The sequence below is a fragment of the Streptomyces aureus genome (assembly GCF_000725495.1).
In the GTDB taxonomy this organism is placed as follows: Bacteria; Actinomycetota; Actinomycetes; order Streptomycetales; family Streptomycetaceae; genus Streptomyces; species Streptomyces aureus_B.
On sequence record NZ_JNZD01000005.1, the window covers coordinates 372,843 to 392,877 of the forward strand.

Consider the following 20,035-nt stretch of genomic DNA (forward strand, 5'->3'; position numbering starts at 1 on the left):
CCGTGCGAGGTTTTTTCCTTTTCGGACACAACCGTGCCTGTTTCCGCTTTGTCCAACACAGCAGGAGACGAAAGGCGGTTCCTCATGTCCGGTATCAAGTCCACTCTCACGACCGGCCGCGCGCTCATCGCCGCGGCCCTGCTGATCGCCGCCGGCGCCTCGGTGCCGGCCGTCGCGAGTTCCACCGCGGCGCCGCCCGCCCGCAGCGGGAACAACGGCCCCGCCTACGACCGGGTGGCCGACTTCTACGGCGCCTACATCGACGCCGTGACCGACGGGGACTCCGGCACCCTGAGCACCCGGCTGCGGACCTTCTATCTGACCTCGGCCCTGCGCACCCAGCTGGCCGGCTGGGAGCACCGCCAGCACGCCGACGGGGTGCTGCGCGCCCAGGACGTGCCGAGCGCCTGGCGGGTGACGGCGGGCGACAGCGGCGCCGGGCACACCTGGTCGACGGTCCGGCTGACCTGGGGCTCCCCGCAGCACCCGACGTACACCTATCTGACGGTGCAGTCGGATCTGGCGACGAAGAAGATCTCCGGCATCAAGCCGAGGAGCTGACCGGCTCCTCGGGCTCCGGGGAGCCGACGAAGGTCCGCCACAGCGCCGCGTAGCGGCCGTCCAGGCGGAGCAGTTCCTCGTGGGTGCCGTCCTCGGCGACCCGGCCGTGGTCCATCACCACGACCCGGTCGGCGCGGGCGGCCGTCGTCAGCCGGTGGGCGACCACCAGTGTCGTACGGCGGCCGGCCAGCCGGTCGGTGGCCTGGTTGACCAGGGCCTCGGTCGCCAGGTCCAGCGCGGCCGTCGCCTCGTCGAGCAGGAGCACGTCGGGGTCGACGAGCTCGGCGCGGGCCAGCGCGATCAGCTGGCGCTGTCCGGCGGAGAGGTTCCGGCCGCGTTCGGCGACCTCGTGGAGGTAGCCGCCGTCGAGCGTGGCGATCATGTCGTGGGCCCCGACCGCGCGGGCGGCGGCCTCCACCTCGGCGTCGCCGGCGCCCGGACGGCCGTAGGCGATGGCGTCGCGGACGGTCCCCTGGAAGAGGTAGGCCTCCTGGGGGACGACCCCGAGCCGGTGCCGGTAGGAGGTGATGTCCAGGTCGCGCAGGTCCGTGCCGTCGACCGTCACCCGCCCGGACGTCGGGTCGTAGAACCGGGCGACGAGCTTGACGAGCGTCGACTTGCCCGCGCCGGTCTCGCCGACGAAGGCGACGGTCTGCCCGGCGGGGATGCGCAGCGACACCGAGCTGAGCGCCTCCTCGGCGTCGTCCTCGCGGCCGTAGGCGAAGCCGACGTCCTCGAAGGCGATCTCGCCCCGGAGCGAGGTGACATCGCGCGGTGCGGCGGCCGCCTTCGTCGAGGCCGGTTCGCGCAGCAGTTCCTGGATGCGGCCGAGCGAGACGGTGGCCTGCTGGTAGCCGTCGAACACCTGGGAGAGCTGCTGCACGGGCGCGAAGAACAGGTCGATGTAGAGGAGGTAGGCGACCAGGGCGCCGGTGGTGAGCGAGCCGGCGCCGATCCGGTGGGCGCCCACGATCAGCACGGCGGCCGCGGCCCCCGACGCGAGCAGCTGGACGAACGGGAAGTAGACGGAGATCAGCCACTGGCCGCGGATACGGGCCCGGCGGTAGCTGTCGCTGCCCTCGGCGAACCGCCGCCCGCTCGCGTCCTCGCGCCGGAACGCCTGGAGGATCCGCAGCCCGGACACCGACTCCTGGAGGTCGGCGTTGACCACCGACACCCGCTCGCGGGCCAGTTCGTACGCCTTGACGCTCGCCCGGCGGAAGAAGAACGTGCCGATGACGAGCGGCGGCAGCGTGGTGAAGACGACCAGCGCCAGCTGGAGGTCGATCACCAGCAGTGCCCCCATGATGCCGAAGAAGGTGACGACGGAGACGAACGCGGTGACGAGCCCGGTCTGCAGGAACGTCGACAGGGCGTCGACGTCGGTCGTCATCCGGGTCATGATCCGGCCGGTGAGCTCGCGCTCGTAGTAGTCGAGTCCGAGGCGCTGGAGCTGGGCGAAGATCTTCAGGCGCAGGGCGTACAGGACCCGCTCGCCGGTGCGGCCGGTCATCCGGGTCTCGCCGATCTGCGCGGCCCACTGCACGAGCACGGTGATCAGCGCGAGGGCGGCCGCCGCCCAGACGGCGCCGAGCGCGAGCCGGGTGACGCCCTGGTCGATGCCGTGCCGGATCAGGATCGGCAGCAGCAGCGTCATCACCGCGTCGACGGCGACCAGGGCGAGGCTGACGAGCAGCGGGGCGCCGAAGCCGCGCAGCAGCCGGCGCAGTCCGTAGGAGTCCTCGGACGTGACGGCGCGGACCTCGTCGACGTCGGGCACGTCGGTGGCCGGGGGCAGTGCCTCGACCTGGGCGAGCAGTCCGGGGGTGGCGGGCATCCCGTCGAGCGCGGTGTCGCGGGGCTCGCGGTCCCCGGTCCACAGGTGCGGGGTCACCCCGCGCTCGGCGTCGAACTCCGCGTCCAGCTCCTCGCGTACGGAGGTGTCCTCGCGCGGCGCGGCCGGCAGGGCGTGGCCCGGGGAGACACCGCCCAGCTCGTCCGGGTCGGTGAGCAGCCGCCGGTAGAGCGCCGAGCGCTCCTGGAGCTCCTCGTGGGTGCCGATGTCGGCGAGCCGGCCGGCGTCCAGGACGGCGATGCGGTCGGCGAGGTTGAGGGTGGAGCGGCGGTGGGCTATCAGCAGGGTCGTACGGCCCCGCATGACCTCGCCGAGTGCCTCGTGGATCTCGTGCTCGACCCGGGCGTCCACGGCGGAGGTGGCGTCGTCGAGGACGAGCAGCCGCGGGTCGGTGAGGATGGCGCGGGCGAGCGCGACGCGCTGGCGCTGGCCGCCGGAGAGGGTGAGTCCGTGCTCGCCGACCTTGGTGTCGTAGCCGGCCGGCAGCTCGGCGATGAAGCGGTGCGCCTGTGCCGCGCGGGCGGCGGTCTCTATCTCCTCCTGGGTGGCCTCGGGACGGCCGTAGGCGATGTTGGCGCGCACGGTGTCGGAGAAGAGGAAGGAGTCCTCGGGGACGAGCCCGATCGCGGCGCGCAGGGACTCGGTGGTCAGCTCGCGCACGTCGTGGCCGCCGATGAGCACGGCGCCGTGCGTCACGTCGTAGAAGCGGGGCAGCAGCAGCGAGACGGTCGACTTGCCGGAGCCGGAGGAACCGACGACGGCGAGGGTCTCGCCGGGCCGGATCTCGAAGCTCAGCCCGTCGAGGACGGGCCGGTCGGCCGTGTAGCCGAAGGACACGTCGTCGAACTCGACGGTGGCGGGCGCGTCGGCGGGCAGGGTCTTGGTGCCGTCCTTGATCGACGGCCGGGTGTCGATGAGCTCCAGCACGCGCTCGGCGCCCGCGCGGGCCTGCTGGCCGACGGTCAGCACGACGGCGAGCATCCGCACCGGTCCGACGAGCTGCGCGAGGTAGGTGGAGAAGGCCACGAAGGTGCCCAGCGTGATCTGGCCGCGCACGGCGAGCCAGCCGCCGAGGGCGAGCATGGCGACCTGGCCGAGCGCGGGGACCGCCTGGAGCGCGGGGGTGTACCTGGCGTTGAGCCGGATGGTCCGCAGCCGCCCGGCGAACAGCCGCCGGCCGACCTCGCGCAGCTTGCCGGTCTCCTGCTCCTCCTGGCCGAAGCCCTTCACGACGCGGACGCCGCTGACGGCTCCGTCGACGACACCGGCGACGGCGGCGGCCTGCGCCTGCGCGTACCAGGTGGCGGGGTGCAGCCGGGAGCGGCTGCGCTTGGCGACGAACCACAGCGCCGGGGCCACGGCCAGCGCGACCAGGGTGAGCGGCAGGGACAGCGCGGCCATGATCGCGAGGGAGATCAGGAAGAGCAGGACGTTCCCGATGGTCATCGGGAGCATGAACAGCAGGCCCTGGATCAGCTGGAGGTCGCTGGTCGCGCGGCCCACGACCTGCCCGGTGGACAGCTCGTCCTGGCGCCGCCCGTCGAGCCCGGTGATCGTCTCGTACATGTCGGTCCGCAGGTCGTGCTGGACGTCGAGCGCGAGCCGGCCGCCGTAGTAGCGGCGGACGAAGGTGAGGGCGTAGACGAGCACGGCGGCGCCGAGCAGCGCTCCCGCCCAGGGGGCCATGGACCGGCTGTGGTCACCGATGACGTCGTCGATGATCACCTTGGTGACCAGCGGGACGACCGCCATCAGGGCCATGCCGCCCAGTGAGGAGCCGAGCGCGAGCACCACGTCCTTCGGGTACCGCCAGGCGTACCCGGCGAGCCGTCGCGCCCATCCCCGTTCCGTCGCCACCGCGGCACCTTCCGTAGATCTCACTCCGCCGGAAGGCACCAACACCGAGCGAAGCGGATTTCATCCCTCCGCAACAATCGGCCGTCCGTCCGCCCGGACAGCGGCCCGCGCGAAGAGCCGTCCGCCCGGGAAAAGCCGTCCGCCCGCCGGGCACGGTGGCCGGGCGGGCGGACGACGGAATACGGGTGCGAAGGAGCCGCAGGAGCGCCCCGGTCAGCTCGCCGGGACGGCCGGGAAGGCCTCCGTGGGCTGCGAGGTCGGCGTGTACCGCTGCGGAGCGACGGTGGTCGGCACGAGGTCCTTGTGGATGACCTTGGCGACGGCCTGGATGGTCGCGACACCGTAGTCCATGGTGCTGCTGCCGACGGTGAGCACGGACATCATGTAGTCGCGCCCGCCGCCGTTGAAGGTGCCGAGGCTGTGCACCCGCCAGGCGTTCGAGGAGCGCGAGAGCCAGCCGTTCTTGACGTGCACGGCGACCGTGGACGGCGCCCCGGCCGGGGTGCCCCAGCGCTGCGAGGAGACGACCTGGCCCATGAGCTTGAGGATGTAGGCGCGCGAGTTGTCGCTGAGCACCGTGTTCTTGGCGGTGACGAGCTTGAGCAGCTTCTGCTCGTCGGTGACGTTGATCTGGGTCAGACCCCAGTAGCCGCCGGTGCCCGGCACCGTCTTCGTCATCCCCGCGGCGGTCAGGAAGGCCTTGATCTTCGTCAGACCGAGCTGGTTCCACAGTTTGGTCGTCGAGGCGTTGTCCGACTGGGTGATCATCTTGGTGGCGAGCGAGGTCTCGGTGCTCGTCAGGTAGCGGTTGTGCTTCTTCGCGTCCCACAGCAGCGTGGCGAGGACGGTGACCTTCACCGTGCTCGCCGAGTCGAACGAGGTGGTGGCGCGGAGCGTGCAGGTGGTGTTGGTGGACCGGTCGTACAGACCGACCGCGACGGTGCCCCTGCGGTTGGCGAGCGCCGCGGTGATGTCCGTCTGCAGCTTGGCGGCCAGACCGGCCTTGCTCGACGTGCAGCTGACCGTCGGTGCCGGCGCGGCGCCGGCCGGGGCCGCGGCGATCGCGACCGGCAGGATCACCGCGGCACCGAGGCTCGTCGCGAGCACACGGGCAGCCCGGGATATCCGGTGAGTCATGGAGGCTTCCCATCCCCTTGAAGCGATACGGACGCGCCAAGGGCGCGCCCGCATGAATGACTCACCGGGGGTCCCGATAGTTGTACGGATGTTCTGGGTACGGAAGTTCGGGCGGCGGAGCCCGAACGCACAGCTCACCCCCAGGCGGGCCACAGTCCGCGCCCATCGGCGGGCGTCAGGGTGCGATGGTGACGTCTGCCACCGATCCCTCCCCCGACGCCCCCGCGACTCCCGCCGCCCCGCCGCCGCACACCGCGCCGGCGGAGTCCGCGGAGCGGGCGCAGGCCGCGCCCCGCTGGTCGCTGCCCGCCCTGCTCGCGATCCTCGCGCTGGCCGCGGTCCTCTACTCCTGGAACCTGTCGGCCTCCGGCCTCAACAGCTTCTACAGCGCCGCGGTGCTCAGCGGCACCCAGAGCTGGAAGGCCTGGTTCTTCGGCTCGCTCGACGCGGGCAACTTCATCACCGTCGACAAGCCGCCCTTCGCACTCATGATCATGAGCCTGTCCTGCCGGGTGTTCGGCTTCGGCACCTGGCAGATGATGGCGCCGATGGTCGCCGCCGCGCTCGGCACGATCTGGATCCTGCACGCGAGCGTGAAGCGGTACTTCGGACACGCGGCCGCCGCCGTCGCGGCGCTCGTCCTCGCCCTCACCCCGATCACGGTCGCCATCAACCGGGACAACAACCCGGACACCACCCTCGTCCTGCTGATGGTCGCGGGCGCGGCACTGGGCCTGCGGGCCACCCGTGAGGGCCGGCTGCTGCCGCTGCTCGGCTCGGCGGTGTGCTTCGGGCTCGCGTTCAACACGAAGATGCTCCAGGCGTACATCGCCCTGCCCGCCGTCCTCGCGGTCTACCTGTACGCCTCCCGGCTCCCCTGGACGAGGAAGCTCCGCGACCTGCTGCTCGCCGCCGTGGCCCTGGCCGTCGCGAGCTTCTGGTGGGCCGCGGCCGTCTCGCTCGTACCGGCCGCCGACCGCCCGTACATCGGCGGCTCCACGGACGGCTCCGCCTGGGACCTGATCATGGGCTACAACGGCCTGGGCCGGGTGCTGGGCGGCGAGGGCAACGGCGGGGGCGGCGGCGGGGGCGCGACCTTCGCCGGGTCCGCCGGTCTCGGCCGGATGTTCAACGACATCCTGGGCGGCCAGATCTCCTGGCTGCTCCCCTTCGCCGGCATCGCGCTCGTGGGCGGTCTGGTGCTGTGCGGGCGCGCGCCGCGCACCGACCCGACGCGTGCCGCGCTGCTGCTGTGGGGCGGCTGGACCGTCCTGCACTACCTGACGTTCAGCATGGCCGAGGGCACCATGCACCCCTACTACACGACGGCGCTCGCCCCCGGCATCGCGGCGCTGACCGGCGCGGGCGGTGTCCTGCTGCTGCGCGCCCTGCGCGGCCCCGACGCGCGCTGGGCCTGGGTGCTGCCCGCCGCGCTCGCGGTCACCGCGCTCTGGGCGGTCGTCCTGCTGCGCCGGACCTCCGACTGGAACGGCTGGCTGTGGCCGGCCGTCGCGGTGCTCATGGCGCCGGCCGTCACGGGGCTGGTCGTCTTCCGCTCCGGCCGCCGCGCCCGGCTGTTCACGGTCTCCGTGGCGGCGGCCCTGGTCGCGGCGCTCGCGGGTCCGGCGGCGTACGCCGCGGCCGAGCCCCTGGGGTCCGGCGGCGGACCCGGCGGCGGGGGCATGGGCGGCACCAACCCGACCGCGGGACCGAGCACGGGCGGCGGCTTCGGCGGCGGTCCCGGCGGCGGCCGGGGTGCCTTCGGCGGACCCGGCGGCGCCGGGCAGGGCGGTCCGGGCGGCCAGTCCGGCGAGGGGGCCGCGGGGTTCCCCGGAGGGCAGGCACCCGGCGGGACCGGCGAACAGCCCGGGGGCGGCTTCCCCGGCGGCGGCGAGAACTCCGGACAGGGCGACGGCGCGAACGGACAGTTGCCGGGCGGCGGGAACGGTGAGTTGCCGGGCGGCGGCCAGACACCCGGCGGGGGCCAGGCACCCGGCGGGGGCGGTGGCGGCATGGGCGGCGGTACCAGCGCCGCACTCACCTCCTACCTGGAGAAGCACCAGGACGGCGCCAAGTGGCTGCTGGCGGTGTCCAATTCGCAGAGCGCGGCGTCGCTGATCGTGAGCACGGGCAAGCCCGTCATCTCGATGTTCGGCTTCACCGGGTCCGACAAGGCCATGACCCTCGACAGGCTCAAGGAACTCGTAAGCAAGGGCGAGTTGCACTACATTCAGCTCGGCGGCGGGATGGGCGGCGGGATGGGCGGCAACAACACGCTCAACTCGCAGATCACGGCCTGGGTCGAGAAGAACGGCACGGCGGTGAAGCAGAGCGCGTACGACAAGACCGCGTCCTCCGGCTCCACTTCGGCGTCCGGTTCGATCGACGGCTCCGGCTCCGCGTCCGGTTCGACCGACAGCTCCGGCTCCGCGTCCGGCACCGGCTCCACCGCCCGCGGCGGTGACCGGTCGTCGGCCTCGACGCTCTACCGGCTCGACCCCTCCGACCTGGACTGACCGCACCTCGGGCCCAGCTCGTCCGACGGCCCCCGACCATCGCGGTCGGGGGCCTTGTCCATTCCGTCATCTCCCGCGGAGAACACCCAAGTTGTTGAATCCCGACACAGAACCAACACCTTCCCTTAACCCCAACAACCGCATGTCCATGTCACCCTCCCGATTACCCGCTCCATTCAACCCGCGTAGAACGGACACCCCCACGATGCCCGCCACGCACATACGACGCTGGAAGACCCTGGCGCTGAGCACCTCCGCGGTCCTCGTCGGCCTCACCCTCCCGACGATGGCCGCGACCCCCGCGAGCGCGACCACGACCGCGTACGACAGCACGTACTACAAGAACGCGGTCGGCAAGACCGGTACGAGCCTCAAGTCCTCGCTGCACACCATCATCAGCAGCCAGAGCAAGATCTCGTACTCCGCGGTCTGGAACGCGCTGATGGTCACCGACCAGGACCCGAACAACAGCAACAACGTGATCCTGCTGTACAGCGGGGTCTCCCGCGCCAAGTCCCTCAACGGCGGCGACGTCGGCGACTGGAACCGCGAGCACGTGTGGGCCAAGTCCCACGGCGACTTCGGCGAGGTCACCGGGCCCGGCACCGACCTGCACCACCTGCGTCCGGCCGACGTCCAGGTCAACAGCATCCGCGGCAACCTGGACTTCGACAACGGCGGCAGCGCGGTCACCAACGGCGGCGGCAGCAAGGTCGACTCGGACTCCTTCGAGCCGCGCGACGCCGACAAGGGCGACGTGGCCCGCATGATCCTCTACATGGCGGTCCGCTACGACGGCGGCGACGGCTTCGCCGACCTGGAGCCCGACGAGAAGGTCAACAACGGCAGCAACCCGTACATCGGCAAGCTGTCCGTGCTCAAGGAGTGGAACGACGAGGACCCGCCGAGCGCCTTCGAGGAGAAGCGCAACCAGGTCATCTACGACACCTACCAGCACAACCGCAACCCGTTCATCGACCACCCGGAGTGGGTCGACGCGATCTGGTAGGCGGGCAAGCGTGTGAGCCCCGGGACCTCCTCCGCGCGAACGGGGAGGAGGTCCCGGGGTTCCCCGGGCCCGGCCGAGGCGGCCGCTCAGTCCAGGTGGGTCGGCGCGAACATGCGCAGCAGGGCCGGCAGCACGACCACCGAGGGGCCGGGCGCGGCCAGGGCCTTGGCCAGGTCCTCCTCCAGCGTCCCCGGGGTCGTCAGGACACCCGGGACGCCGAAGGACTCGGCGAGCGCCACGTAGTCCGGACGGGACAGCTCCGTCGCCGTGGCCTGGCCGAAGGCGTCGGTCATGTACTCGCGCAGGATGCCGTAGCCGCCGTCGTCGACGATCAGCCAGGTGACGTTCAGGCCGTACTGCCGGGCCGTGGCGAGCTCGGCGATCGAGTACAGCGCGCCGCCGTCGCCGGACACCGCCAGGACGGGCCGGGACGGGTCGGCCGCCGCCGCGCCGAGGGCCGCGGGGAAGCCGTAGCCGAGGCCGCCGGCCCCCTGCGCGGAGTGCATGGTGTTGCTCCCGCGCGGGTCGAAGGCGGACCACGCCCAGTACGCGAGGATCGTCATGTCCCAGAAGGACGGGGCGCCGGCCGGCAGGGCCCGGCGGACGGCCGCCAGCACGTCCTGTTCCAGGGTGAGTTTCTGGGCGGCGATGCGCTCCGCCACCTTGGCGAGGACCGTGCTCACGCGCTCCGCGGCCGTCGGGTCGGGGCGTTCCTCCACCGTCTCCAGGAGCGCGGACAGCGCGAGGCGCGCGTCCGCGTGGATGCCGATGGCCGGGTGGTTGGACTCCAGCTTGCCGAGGTCGGCCTCGATCTGGATCACCCGGCCGCGGGGCCGGAACGTGTGGTAGTTCGAGGACAGTTCGCCGAGTCCGGAGCCGACGACCAGCAGGACGTCCGCGTCCTCCAGGAAGTCCGTGGTGTGCCGGTCCTCCAGCCAGGACTGGAGCGAGAGCGGGTGGGTCCAGGGGAAGGCACCCTTCCCGCCGAAGGTGGTGACGACCGGAGCGTTCAGCCGCTCCGCGAGCGCCCTCAGCTTGCCGGACGCGTCCGACCGTACGACCCCGCCGCCCGCGATGATCGCGGGGCGGGCCGCCGTGGACAGCAAGTGGGCCGCCAGCGCGGTCAGTTCGGGGCGCGGGACGACGTCCTCCGGGGTCGCGTCCATCGCCGTGACCTGCGGCAGGTGGGTCTTTTCCAGCAGGACGTCCTGCGGGATCTCCACCCACACCGGCCCGTGCGGGGCGGTGAGCGCCGACTCCCAGGCCGCGGCGATCGCGGACGGGATCTGCGACTGCGTACGGACCGTGTGGACGGACTTGACGACGCCCCTGAACGACGCCTGCTGGTCGGGGAGTTCGTGGAGGTAGCCGTGGCGGCCACCGCCGAGTCCCGGGGTCGGGACCTGGCTGCTGATGGCGAGGACGGGCGCCGAGGCGGCCCGCGCCTCCTGGAGCGCGGCGAGCGAGGTCAGCGCCCCGGGGCCGGTGGACAGCAGCAGCGGCGCGGCCTCGCCGGTGATCCGGCCGTAGGCGTCCGCGGCGAAGCCCGCGTTGTTCTCGACGCGCAGTCCGACGTACCGCAGCGAGGAGCGGCGCAGCGCGTCGAACATGCCGAGCGCGTGCTGGCCCGGCAGTCCGAAGACGGTCGTCGCGCCGAGACCGGAGAGGGTCTCCACGACCAGGTCTCCGCCGTTGCGGCCGGGGGGCGGGTTGAGCGCGGCCTCCGTCTGTGCCGCCGACGGGCGGAGGACCAGGTCGTGGTCGTGGGTCACTTGTTCCGGGCCTCCGCGATCTGGCGGGACATGATGGTGGTCAGTTCGTACGCGGTGTGGGACGCCGCCACCGCGGTGATCTCGGCGTGGTCGTAGGCCGGGGCGACCTCGACGACGTCGGCCGAGACGAGGTTGCAGGACGACAGGCCGCGCAGGATCTCCAGGAGCTCGCGGGAGGTCATGCCGCCCGCCTCGGGGGTGCCGGTGCCGGGCGCGTGCGCCGGGTCGAGGCAGTCGATGTCGATGGAGATGTAGAGCGGGCGGTTCCCGATGCGCTGGCGGAGCTGGTCGGCGACCTCGTCGGCGCCGCGGCGGTAGATGTCCGCGGAGGTGACGATGCCGAAGCCCATCTTCTCGTCGTCGGTGAGGTCCTGCTTGCCGTACAGCGGGCCGCGGGTGCCGACGTGCGAGAGCGCCGAGGTGTCGAGGATGCCCTCCTCGACGGCGCGGCGGAACGGGGTGCCGTGGGTGTACTCGGCACCGAAGTAGGTGTCCCAGGTGTCGAGGTGCGCGTCGAAGTGGAGCAGCGCGACCGGGCCGTGCTTCTTGGCGACGGAGCGCAGCAGCGGGAGCGCGATGGTGTGGTCGCCGCCGAGGGTCATCATGCGGGCGCCGGTGCCGAGGAGGTCGTCGGCGGCGGCCTCGATGGTCTCCACGGCCTCGTTGATGTTGAACGGGTTCGCCGCGATGTCACCGGCGTCCGCGACCTGCGCGAGGGCGAACGGAGAGGCGTCCTGCGCCGGGTTGTAGGGACGCAGCAGCCGGGACGCCTCGCGGATGGCGTTGCCGCCGAAGCGGGCGCCCGGCCGGTACGAGACGCCGGAGTCGAACGGCACACCGACCACGGCCACGTCGGCGGTGCCGACCTCGTCGAGGCGGGGCAGCCGGGCGAAGGTCGCGGGACCGGCGTACCGCGGGATGCGGGACGAGTCGACGGGGCCGCGGGGCGTCTCGTTGCTGCTCATGGGGGATTGCCTTCTTTCCTACGCTTCGTCGCGTATGTACAACTAAGTACAAGTACTACGACTCTAATGGTGAACCGGGGCCGGTTCGGACACGGGTTCGGCGTCACGGCCCGCGAGCCGCTCCCGCCAGACGGCCAGCACCGCGGCGTCGGTCGCCGGCGTGGCCAGCGAGACGATCACGTACGCGGCCAGGGAGAGGAGGAGCCCGTAGTACACGGGCTCGTTCGCGAGGATGCCGTACGTGGCCATCAGGCCGATGACGGCGAGGCCGCCGACGGCCACGGAGGCCAGTGCGCCGTGGGCCGTGCCCCGCTTCCACAGCAGGCCGCCGAGGATCGGCACCAGCAGTCCGCCGACCAGCAGGTTGTAGGCGACGGTCAGCGCCTCGACGACGTTGTTCAGCGCGATCGCCGTGCAGATCACGGCGATGCCCATGACCAGGATGAAGGCGCGGTTGCCCTTGACCTCGTCGTGGTCGTCCGCGGCGTCGCGCCGGACGGCGCCGCGCAGCCGCGACCAGATGTCGTTGTTGGCGACGGTGGCGCAGGCGATCAGGGCTCCGGAGGAGGTGGACATCACGGCGGCGAGGGCCGCGGCGAGCACCAGTCCGCGTACACCGACGGGGAGTTCGTCCTTGACGATGGTGGCGAAGGCGGTGTCGGCGCTGGGCAGCTTGGGGTACAGGACCTTGGCGGCGGTGCCGATGACGGCGCCGGCGAGGGCGTAGACCAGGCAGTACGTGCCGGCCACGGTGCCGCCCCAGCGGGCGGTCCTGTCGTTGCGTGCGGTGAACACGCGCTGCCAGATGTCCTGGCCGATCAGCATGCCGAACGTGTAGATGAGCACATAGGTGAAGATCGTCTCGCCGCCGATGCCCAGCGGGTCGAAGTACTCGGTGGGCAGCTTGGCCTTCATCGCCGAGAAGCCGCCCGCCTTGACCACCGCGATGGGCAGGAGCAGGAGCAGCACACCGATCGTCTTGACGACGAACTGCACCATGTCGGTGAGCGTGATCGACCACATGCCGCCGAGCGTGGAGTACGCGACGACGATCGAGCCGCCGAGGATGATCGCGAGCGTCCGGTTCATGTCGAAGAGGACGTCGAAGATCGTGGCGTACGCGATGGTCGAGGTGACCGCGAGCATCAGGGTGTACGCCCACATGACGACACCCGAGATCACTCCGGCCCGGCCGCCGTACCGCAGGTCGAGCATCTCGGAGACGGTGTAGACCTTGAGGCGAGCGATGCGGGCCGAGAAGAACACGGACAGGGCCAGCAGGCCGAGACCGATCGTGAAGACCATCCAGGCGCCGGAGAGGCCGTACTGGTAGCCGAGGCCGACACCGCCGATGGTGGACGCGCCGCCCAGGACGATCGCCGCCATGGTGCCGGAATACATGACGGGTCCGAGCCGCCGCCCCGCGACGAGGAAGTCGCTCTTGGACTTGGCGCGGCGCATGCCCCACCAGCCCATGGCCAGCATGCCGGCCAGATAGACGACGATCACTGTGTAGTCGACGGCCATGGGTCTCCTCCAGGCGTTCGGTGGCGTGTCGTGCGGGGATGTGGGGGAACCGGCGGCAGTGATCGCGGGGACATCCGCCCGTACCCGTGACTGCCGGCCGGGACCGACACTAGGTGGCCGGAAAGCGGCTGCGAAGTGTACGTTTTCTCCATTCGACGCGAACGGAATGGAGGAAACGTCCACCATGCCGGACGCACCGTCACCGCCCGCCCCGTCCGTGTCCGCCCCCGCCGTGCCGCCGACCCCTCCGGTGCCGCTGTCGGCCCTGCTGGCCCGCGAGGACCTGGGGCTGCGGCTGATCGCCGGGCCCGCCGGGTCCGGCACGGTGATCCACTGGGCGCACACCTCGGAGATGGCCGACCCCTACCCCTATCTGCTGGGCGGCGAGCTGCTGCTGACGGCGGGGGTCCACGTGCCCGACGCGTCCGGCGGATCGGGCTCGGGCTCAGGGGACGCCCCCTCTCAGGACGACTACTTCGACGGCTATGTGTCCCGGATCGTCGCGGCGGGCGGCGCGGCCCTGGGGTTCGGGCTGGCCCCGGTCCACGACACCGTCCCGCCGGCCCTCGTCGCGGCGTGCGACGCCCATGGACTCCCGCTGCTGGAGGTCCCGCCCCGGACGACGTTCTCCGGGGTGGCCCGCGCGGTGTGGCAGCTCATGGCCCGGGCCCGGCTGGCCGAGCTGCGCCGGGTGACCGAGGCCCAGCAGAGCCTGGCGGCCGCCGCGGCCCGCCCCGACCCGGTCCCGGCGGTCCTGCGGCAGCTGGCCCGGCGGGTGAACGGCTGGGCGGCCCTGTACGGCCCCGAGGGCACGGAACTGACCCGCGCCGGAACACTCCCCGGACCGACGGACAGGGAGCCCGCCCGCACCGGAGTACTCCCCGGCCCGACGAGCACGGAACCGGCCCGGACCGCAGCACTCCCGGGCCCCGGGGCCACGGAAGCGGCCCGCGTCGGAGGGCTCCCCCGCCCGGCGGGCTCGGAACCGGCCCACGCCGGAACACTCCCCGGACCCGGGGCCACGGAAGCGGCCCGCGCCGCGGGGCTCCCCGGCCCCGACGGGACCGCGTGGCCCGCCGGCGCCCGGTCCCCGGGTGAGGTGCTCGCCGAGCTCGCCGGGGTCGTGCGGCCCCGCGAGGCCCACGGGCCCGCCCCCGCCTCCGCCACCGACACCGTGGGCGGTGTCCACCTCACGGCCTACGCCCTCGGCAGCGGCCGGGGTTTCGTGCTGGGCGTCGCCGCCCCGCGCCGCGACCCCGGCGACCACACGATCGCCTCCGTCGCCTCCGTGCTGCTCTCCCTCCTCACCGGGGAGCACCGGAGCGCGAGCGAGGCCGGACGGTCGGCGGCCCTGGTGCGGCTGCTGCTCGGCGCGGCGCCCGAGGCGGTGGCACCGCTGCTCGGCGGTGACCTGTGGGTGGTCGTGCACGCGCGCCCCGCCGGGGACGGCTCCTCCCCGGACCCCGTCTCCGCGTCGGCGCTGGCGGCAGCGCTGGGCTCCACGCTGGTGGACACGGGCGACGACGTCGTCCGCGTCCTGGTGCCCGGCGACCGCGCGCCCGCCGCGCAGCCGGGCTGGGTCTGCGGGGTCAGCGCCCCCACGGGCCCGCACGGATGGGCGGACGCCGACACCCAGGCCGCCCGCGCGCTGGCCCGCGCCCGCGCCAACCGGACGTCCCTGGTCCGGCACGGCGACCGGTCCGCGCTCGCCGACCTCGTGCCCCCGGCGGACGCCGAGGCGCACGCCCGGGTCCTCCTCGCGCCGGTCGCCGGCACCCCGGCCCTCACCGAGACCCTGCGCACCTGGCTCTCACTGCACGGCAGTTGGGACCGCACCGCGGTGGCCCTGTCCGTCCACCGCAACACCGTCCGCCAACGCATCTCCCGTTGCGCCACGTTGCTGGAGACGGACCTCGACGACCCCGACGTACGCATGGAGTTGTGGTTCGCGCTCCGGGACGGCCGGCCGCGGGACACCGGGACACGGTCCGGCGCCCGCCCCCGCGAGTGACGCGCGTCCCAGCGACGGGGACGGCCGCGCCCCCGGCACGGGCGCACCGGCACAATGGTGGTATGCCGATACCCGGGACGCCCAGCCGCGCCGAACTCGTCGACCATCTCGTGAAGACCCGTATCGCGGGCGATGTCGCCACCCCCCGCGAGAACAACCTGTCCCACTACCGCAAGCTGGCGAACGGCGAGCGCAACTGGTGGCTCGGTCTGGAACTCGGCGACCGCTGGAACGACGAGCAGGACGTGCTCGCGGTGATGGCGGAGCGGGTCGGCGTCAACGACGACCCCGAGCACCGGTACGGCCAGGACACCATCGACCCCGAGCTGACCGTGGAGGCGCTGGACCGTCTCGCGGCGCGGCTGCGCAAGGCGGCCGAGGACCGGCAGCGGGTGCTGTTCGCGACCGGCCACCCCGGCGGGCTGCTGGACGTGCACCGGGCGACGGCCGCCGCCCTGCGCGCCGCGGGCTGCGAGATCGTGGTGATCCCGGACGGGCTGAGAACCGACGAGGGGTACGTCATGCAGTTCGCGGACGTGGCGGTGCTGGAGCACGGCGCCACGCTGTGGCACACCCACTCGGGCGAGCCGATGCGCGCGATCCTGACGGCGCTGGAGCGGGAGGGCCGCCCGTTGCCCGACCTGGTCGTGGCCGACCACGGGTGGGCCGGCTACGCGGGGCAGCACGGGGTGGACTCGGTGGGTTACGCCGACTGCAACGACCCGGCGCTCTTCCTCGCCGAGTCCGAGGGCACCCTCCAGGTCGTGGTCCCGCTCGACGACCACGTCCTCAGCCCGCGCCACTACGACCCGATGACGGCGTACCTGCTCGCGGAGGCGGGCCTGGCCTGAGCCACGCCCCGGCCGCCCGCGGTCGCGGCGACGACGGCGGGGCCCGCCCGGCACGGGCGGGCCCGCGGACGGCGCCGGGCCTCCCGCGCCGCCGGACCGCCACGATCGCCGCGCCCGCCGCATCCGGCCTCCCGCTCACGGCCAGGGGTTCAGTCCCTCCGACCGCCGCTGGACATAGCCCGGTGTCGGGTCCAGGTACACCCGGCTCACCGCGGGGAACACCGACCGGATCCGGTCCTCGGCCCGCTCGCAGGCCCACTCGATCTGGGCGGCGGTCGAGGCGTCCCGGAAGTCGACTTTGGCGGCGACGAGCGCCTCACGCGGCCCCTGGACGAGCGTGATCAGCTCCAGCACGGCCTCGACGTGCTCCAGTCCCAGCAGCTCCGCGCGGATCCGCTCCCGTACCGGCCGGGGCAGCGGCCGGCCGATCAGCAGCTCGGCGTTGGACCGGCCCAGCACCCAGGCGACGTAGAGCAGCAGAAGCCCGATGAGCAGCGAGGCGACGCCGTCGAAGACGCCCGAGCCGGTGAGCTGGCCGCCGAGCAGACCGCCCGCGGCGAGCAGCAGTCCCACCAGCGCGGCCGAGTCCTCCATGACGACGGCCTTGACGGCGGTGTCGGGGGTGCGCCGGAGGTACGTCCTGAAGGGGGCGTCGACCCGGGCGGCCTCACCGCGCGCCTGGCGCAGTCCCGTGCGCAGGGAGAAGCCCTCCAGGCAGAACGCGACGGCCAGCACGATGTACGACACGAGCGGGTCGCCGGGCTCCTCCCCCGCGACCAGGGTGTGGACGCCGTCGTAGATCGAGAAGACCGCGCCGCCGACGAAGGTGGCGACGGCGGCGAGCAGGGCCCAGATGTAGCGCTCGGGGCCGTAGCCGAGGGGGTGCTCCTCGTCGGCCGGCTTCTCGCTGCGTTTGAGCGCGGTGAGCAGCAGCAGTTCGGTGACGGTGTCGGCGACCGAGTGGGCGGCCTCCGACAGCATCGCGCTGGAGCCGCTGATGACGCCGGCGACCGCCTTGGCGAGGGCGATCCCGAGATTGGCGGCTGCGGCGACGATCACCGTGGTGACGCTCTCGCCGCTGCCGGTGTCCTGCGCTGCGTCGCTCATGCCCCAGTCTTACCGGGGAACGCCTACCGGGGGACGCGGACCACGCCCTCCTGGATCACCGAGATGGCCAGCCGGCCGTCCTGGGTGTAGATCCGGGCCTGGCCGAGGCCACGGCCGCCGGAGGCGGACGGCGACTCCTGGTCGTACAGCAGCCACTCGTCGGCGCGGAAGGGGCGGTGGAACCACATCGCGTGGTCCAGCGAGGCACCGACGACGTCGCCGGTCACCCAGCCGCCGCGTCCGTGCGCGAGCAGGATGGAGTCGAGGAGCGTCATGTCCGAGACGTAGGTGGCGAGGACGACGTGCAGCAGGGGGTCGTCCGCGAGTTTGCCGTTGGTGCGGAACCACACCTGGGAGCGCGGCTCGCGGGCCTCGCCGACGGTGGCGTACGGCGGCGGGTCGACATAGCGCAGGTCGACGGACTCCCGGGCCTCCAGGATGCGTTCCACGACGTCGGGGTCGGTGAACACGTCCGCGTACAGCGGCAGCTGCTCGGCGGTCGTGGGCAGCGTCTCCGGGTCGGGCGCGGACGGCATCGGGGCCTGGTGCTCCATGCCCTCCTCGTACACCTGGAAGGACGCGGAGAGGTGGAAGATCGGCTGTCCGTGCTGGACCGCGACCACCCGGCGGGTGGTGAAGGAGCGGCCGTCGCGGATGCGGTCGACCGAGTACACGATGGGCGCGCCGGGGTCGCCGATGCGCAGGAAGTACGCGTGCAGGGAGTGGGCGAGCCGGTCCTCGGGGACCGTGCGCCCGGCGGCCACGAGGGCCTGGGCCGCGACCTGTCCGCCGAAGACCCGTGGGACGACGGCGGACCGGGAACGGCCGCGGAAGATGTTCTCCTCGATCCGCTCGAGGTCGAGCAGATCGAGGAGAGACTGGAGTGCCTCGCTCATAAGGCAGTTGTACCGCGCAGCCTTTTCGCGGACCTTACAGGCCCATGTCCTTGGCGATGATCGTCTTCATGATCTCGCTGGTGCCGCCGTAGATGCGGTTGACCCGGTTGTCCGCGTACAGACGGGCGATCGGGTACTCGTTCATGAAGCCGTAGCCGCCGTGCAGCTGGAGGCAGCGGTCGATGACGCGGTGCGCGACCTCGGTGCAGAACAGCTTGGCGCTGGCGGCCTCGGCCGGGGTCAGCTCACCGGCGTCGAGGGCCTCCAGGGCGCGGTCGGCGACGGCCTCGGCCGCGTCCACCTCGGCCTGGCAGGCGGCCAGCTCGAACTTGGTGTTCTGGAACGAGGCGACCGACTTGCCGAAGACGGTGCGCTCCTGGACGTACTCCTTGGCGAACCGGACGGCGGCCTTGGCCTGCGCGTAGGCGCCGAAGGCGATGCCCCAGCGCTCGGAGGCAAGGTTGTGGCCGAGGTAGTAGAAGCCCTTGTTCTCCTCGCCGAGCAGGTCCTCGACGGGCACCTTCACGTCGACGAACGCCAGCTCGGCGGTGTCGGAGGTCTTCAGGCCGAGCTTGTCGAGCTTGCGGCCGATGGAGTAGCCCTCGGACTTGGTGTCCACGGCGAACAGGGAGATGCCGAAGCGGCGGTCCTCGGCGGTGGGCGCGGAGGTGCGGGCGCAGACGATCACGCGGTCGGCGTGGACGCCACCGGTGATGAAGGTCTTGGAGCCGTTGAGGACGTAGTGGGTGCCGTCCTCGGAGAGCTTGGCGGTGGTCTTCATGCCCGCGAGGTCGGAGCCGGTGCCCGGCTCGGTCATCGCGAGGGCCCACATCTCCTCGGCGCTGACGAACTTCGGCAGGAAGCGCTTCTTCTGCTCGTCGGTGGCGAGCATCTTCAGGTAGGGCAGGCCGAGCAGCACGTGCACACCGGAGCCGCCGAACTGGACACCGGCGCGCGCGGTCTCCTCGTACATCACGGCTTCGAACTTGTACGAGTCGATGCCGGCGCCGCCGAACTCCTCGTCCACGCGGATGCCGAACACGCCGAGCTCGGCGAGCTTGTAGTAGAAGTCGCGCGGCGCCTGGCCGGCGGCGAACCACTCGTCGTAGACCGGGACGACCTCGGCCTCGATGAAGGCGCGCAGGGTCTCCCGGAACGCCTCGTGGTCCTCGTTGAACACAGTACGGCGCACCGCCGCCACCTCCGCCTGGATACCTGGGTCATGTCTAAGCGCTTGCTCATTTATCAGGTTACCCGCCGGTCACGAGCGCCGTCCAGGGGTGGGCCCCCGAGACGCTCGTCACGCCCCGGGAGTCACGGCCGCCGCCCCGAACGCCCCCCGTGCCATCCGGTGCAGCAGTTCCGCCGTGCCCGCGCGCCCGGGGAGCGCCCCGGGCCGTCCCAGGTGCGGGGTCGAGTTCAGCAGCCCGAAGACCGAGTGCACGGCCGACCGGGCCGCGGGCTCGGTCAGTTCCGGATACACCTCGCGGACCACCTCCACCCACAGTTCGACGTACTGGCGCTGAAGCTGGCGCACGAGCTTGCGGTCGCTGTCCCGCAGGCGGTCCAGCTCGCGGTCGTGCAGGGTGATCAGGGGACGGTCGTCGAGCGCGAAGTCGATGTGCCCCTCGATCAGCGAGTCCAGGAGGCCCTCGGCGCCTCCCTCGGCCTCCGCGACCCGGCGCCGACCGCCCGTGAGCAGCTGACCGCTGATCCCCACCAGCAGTTCGGCGAGCATCGCGTCCTTGCCGGCGAAGTGACGGTAGAGACCGGGGCCGCTGATTCCGACCGCGGCTCCTATCTCGTCCACTCCCACGCCGTGGAAACCGCGCTCGGCGAAGAGCCGCGCGGCCTCCCTGAGGATCTGCTCGCGCCGGGTGGGGGCGTCGGTTCTGGTGGCCATGAAAACAATTCTAGACAGGCGGGTTAGCGCTCGTTAACCTGAAGGAAATGCGTTAACGCTCATTAACT

At 72.3% G+C, this 20,035-nt stretch carries 14 protein-coding genes; 5 read left to right on the forward strand and 9 right to left on the reverse strand.

Annotation, left to right across the window (positions count from 1 at the left end):
- The first annotated feature begins 84 nt into the window (after positions 1-84).
- Positions 85-561 (forward strand): hypothetical protein, encoded by a 477-nt coding sequence (locus tag IO36_RS11575; RefSeq protein ID WP_037619035.1) that lies wholly within the window; start codon positions 85-87, stop codon positions 559-561.
- Here the strand turns inward: IO36_RS11575 and IO36_RS11580 are convergent.
- Together IO36_RS11580 and IO36_RS11585 are read right to left on the reverse strand one after the other, a co-directional pair.
- Complete coding sequence (locus tag IO36_RS11580) at positions 545-4,273, reverse strand: ABC transporter ATP-binding protein (RefSeq protein ID WP_037619039.1); 3,729 nt, start codon at positions 4,271-4,273, stop codon at positions 545-547. The genes IO36_RS11575 and IO36_RS11580 overlap by 17 nt on opposite strands.
- A 213-nt stretch (positions 4,274-4,486) precedes the next feature.
- Positions 4,487-5,410: a serine hydrolase gene (locus tag IO36_RS11585; RefSeq protein ID WP_037619041.1), complete on the reverse strand. Its 924-nt coding sequence runs from the start codon at positions 5,408-5,410 to the stop codon at positions 4,487-4,489.
- A gap of 188 nt (positions 5,411-5,598) precedes the next feature.
- Here IO36_RS11585 and IO36_RS11590 point away from each other — a divergent pair, with 188 nt between their 5' ends.
- Positions 5,599-7,926 (forward strand): mannosyltransferase YkcB-related protein, encoded by a 2,328-nt coding sequence (locus IO36_RS11590; protein WP_037619452.1) that lies wholly within the window; start codon positions 5,599-5,601, stop codon positions 7,924-7,926.
- A 205-nt stretch (positions 7,927-8,131) separates the two neighbouring features.
- The gene (locus IO36_RS11595) at positions 8,132-8,935 is read left to right on the forward strand and encodes an endonuclease I family protein (RefSeq protein WP_037619048.1); all 804 of its coding nucleotides are present in this window, start codon (positions 8,132-8,134) and stop codon (positions 8,933-8,935) included.
- Between the two features lie 86 nt (positions 8,936-9,021).
- On the opposite strand, the gene IO36_RS11600 is transcribed toward IO36_RS11595, so the two are convergent.
- The 3 genes from IO36_RS11600 to IO36_RS11610 all read right to left on the reverse strand — a co-directional run bounded on the left by IO36_RS11600 (position 9,022) and on the right by IO36_RS11610 (position 13,199).
- Positions 9,022-10,707, reverse strand: a complete 1,686-nt coding sequence (locus IO36_RS11600; protein ID WP_037619050.1) for a thiamine pyrophosphate-binding protein — start codon at positions 10,705-10,707, stop codon at positions 9,022-9,024.
- Positions 10,704-11,672 carry an agmatinase gene (gene speB, locus IO36_RS11605; protein ID WP_037619051.1) on the reverse strand — a complete coding sequence of 323 codons (969 nt, stop codon included), beginning with the start codon at positions 11,670-11,672 and terminating at the stop codon, positions 10,704-10,706. The genes IO36_RS11600 and speB overlap by 4 nt, the downstream gene beginning before the upstream one ends.
- 63 nt (positions 11,673-11,735) lie before the next feature.
- Positions 11,736-13,199, reverse strand: a complete 1,464-nt coding sequence (locus IO36_RS11610) for a sodium:solute symporter family protein (RefSeq protein WP_037619052.1) — start codon at positions 13,197-13,199, stop codon at positions 11,736-11,738.
- Between the two features lie 184 nt (positions 13,200-13,383).
- On the opposite strand from IO36_RS11610, the gene IO36_RS11615 reads away from it, so the two are divergent.
- Positions 13,384-15,210: a PucR family transcriptional regulator ligand-binding domain-containing protein gene (locus IO36_RS11615; RefSeq protein WP_245173222.1), complete on the forward strand. Its 1,827-nt coding sequence runs from the start codon at positions 13,384-13,386 to the stop codon at positions 15,208-15,210.
- A 62-nt stretch (positions 15,211-15,272) separates the two neighbouring features.
- Entirely contained in the window at positions 15,273-16,061 is a 789-nt protein-coding gene (locus IO36_RS11620) for a phosphatase (RefSeq protein WP_037619055.1), read from the forward strand.
- Between the two features lie 135 nt (positions 16,062-16,196).
- On the opposite strand, the gene IO36_RS11625 is transcribed toward IO36_RS11620, so the two are convergent.
- The 4 genes from IO36_RS11625 to IO36_RS11640 form a co-directional block, all read right to left on the reverse strand.
- Complete coding sequence (locus tag IO36_RS11625; RefSeq protein WP_037619056.1) at positions 16,197-17,168, reverse strand: cation diffusion facilitator family transporter; 972 nt, start codon at positions 17,166-17,168, stop codon at positions 16,197-16,199.
- Between the two features lie 23 nt (positions 17,169-17,191).
- Entirely contained in the window at positions 17,192-18,064 is an 873-nt protein-coding gene (tesB, locus tag IO36_RS11630) for an acyl-CoA thioesterase II (protein WP_037619058.1), read from the reverse strand.
- Positions 18,065-18,098: 34 nt separating this feature from the next.
- Positions 18,099-19,256 carry an acyl-CoA dehydrogenase family protein gene (locus tag IO36_RS11635; protein WP_037619456.1) on the reverse strand — a complete coding sequence of 386 codons (1,158 nt, stop codon included), beginning with the start codon at positions 19,254-19,256 and terminating at the stop codon, positions 18,099-18,101.
- 108 nt (positions 19,257-19,364) lie between these two features.
- Positions 19,365-19,967 (reverse strand): SACE_7040 family transcriptional regulator, encoded by a 603-nt coding sequence (locus IO36_RS11640; protein ID WP_037619060.1) that lies wholly within the window; start codon positions 19,965-19,967, stop codon positions 19,365-19,367.
- Positions 19,968-20,035: the final 68 nt, after the last annotated feature.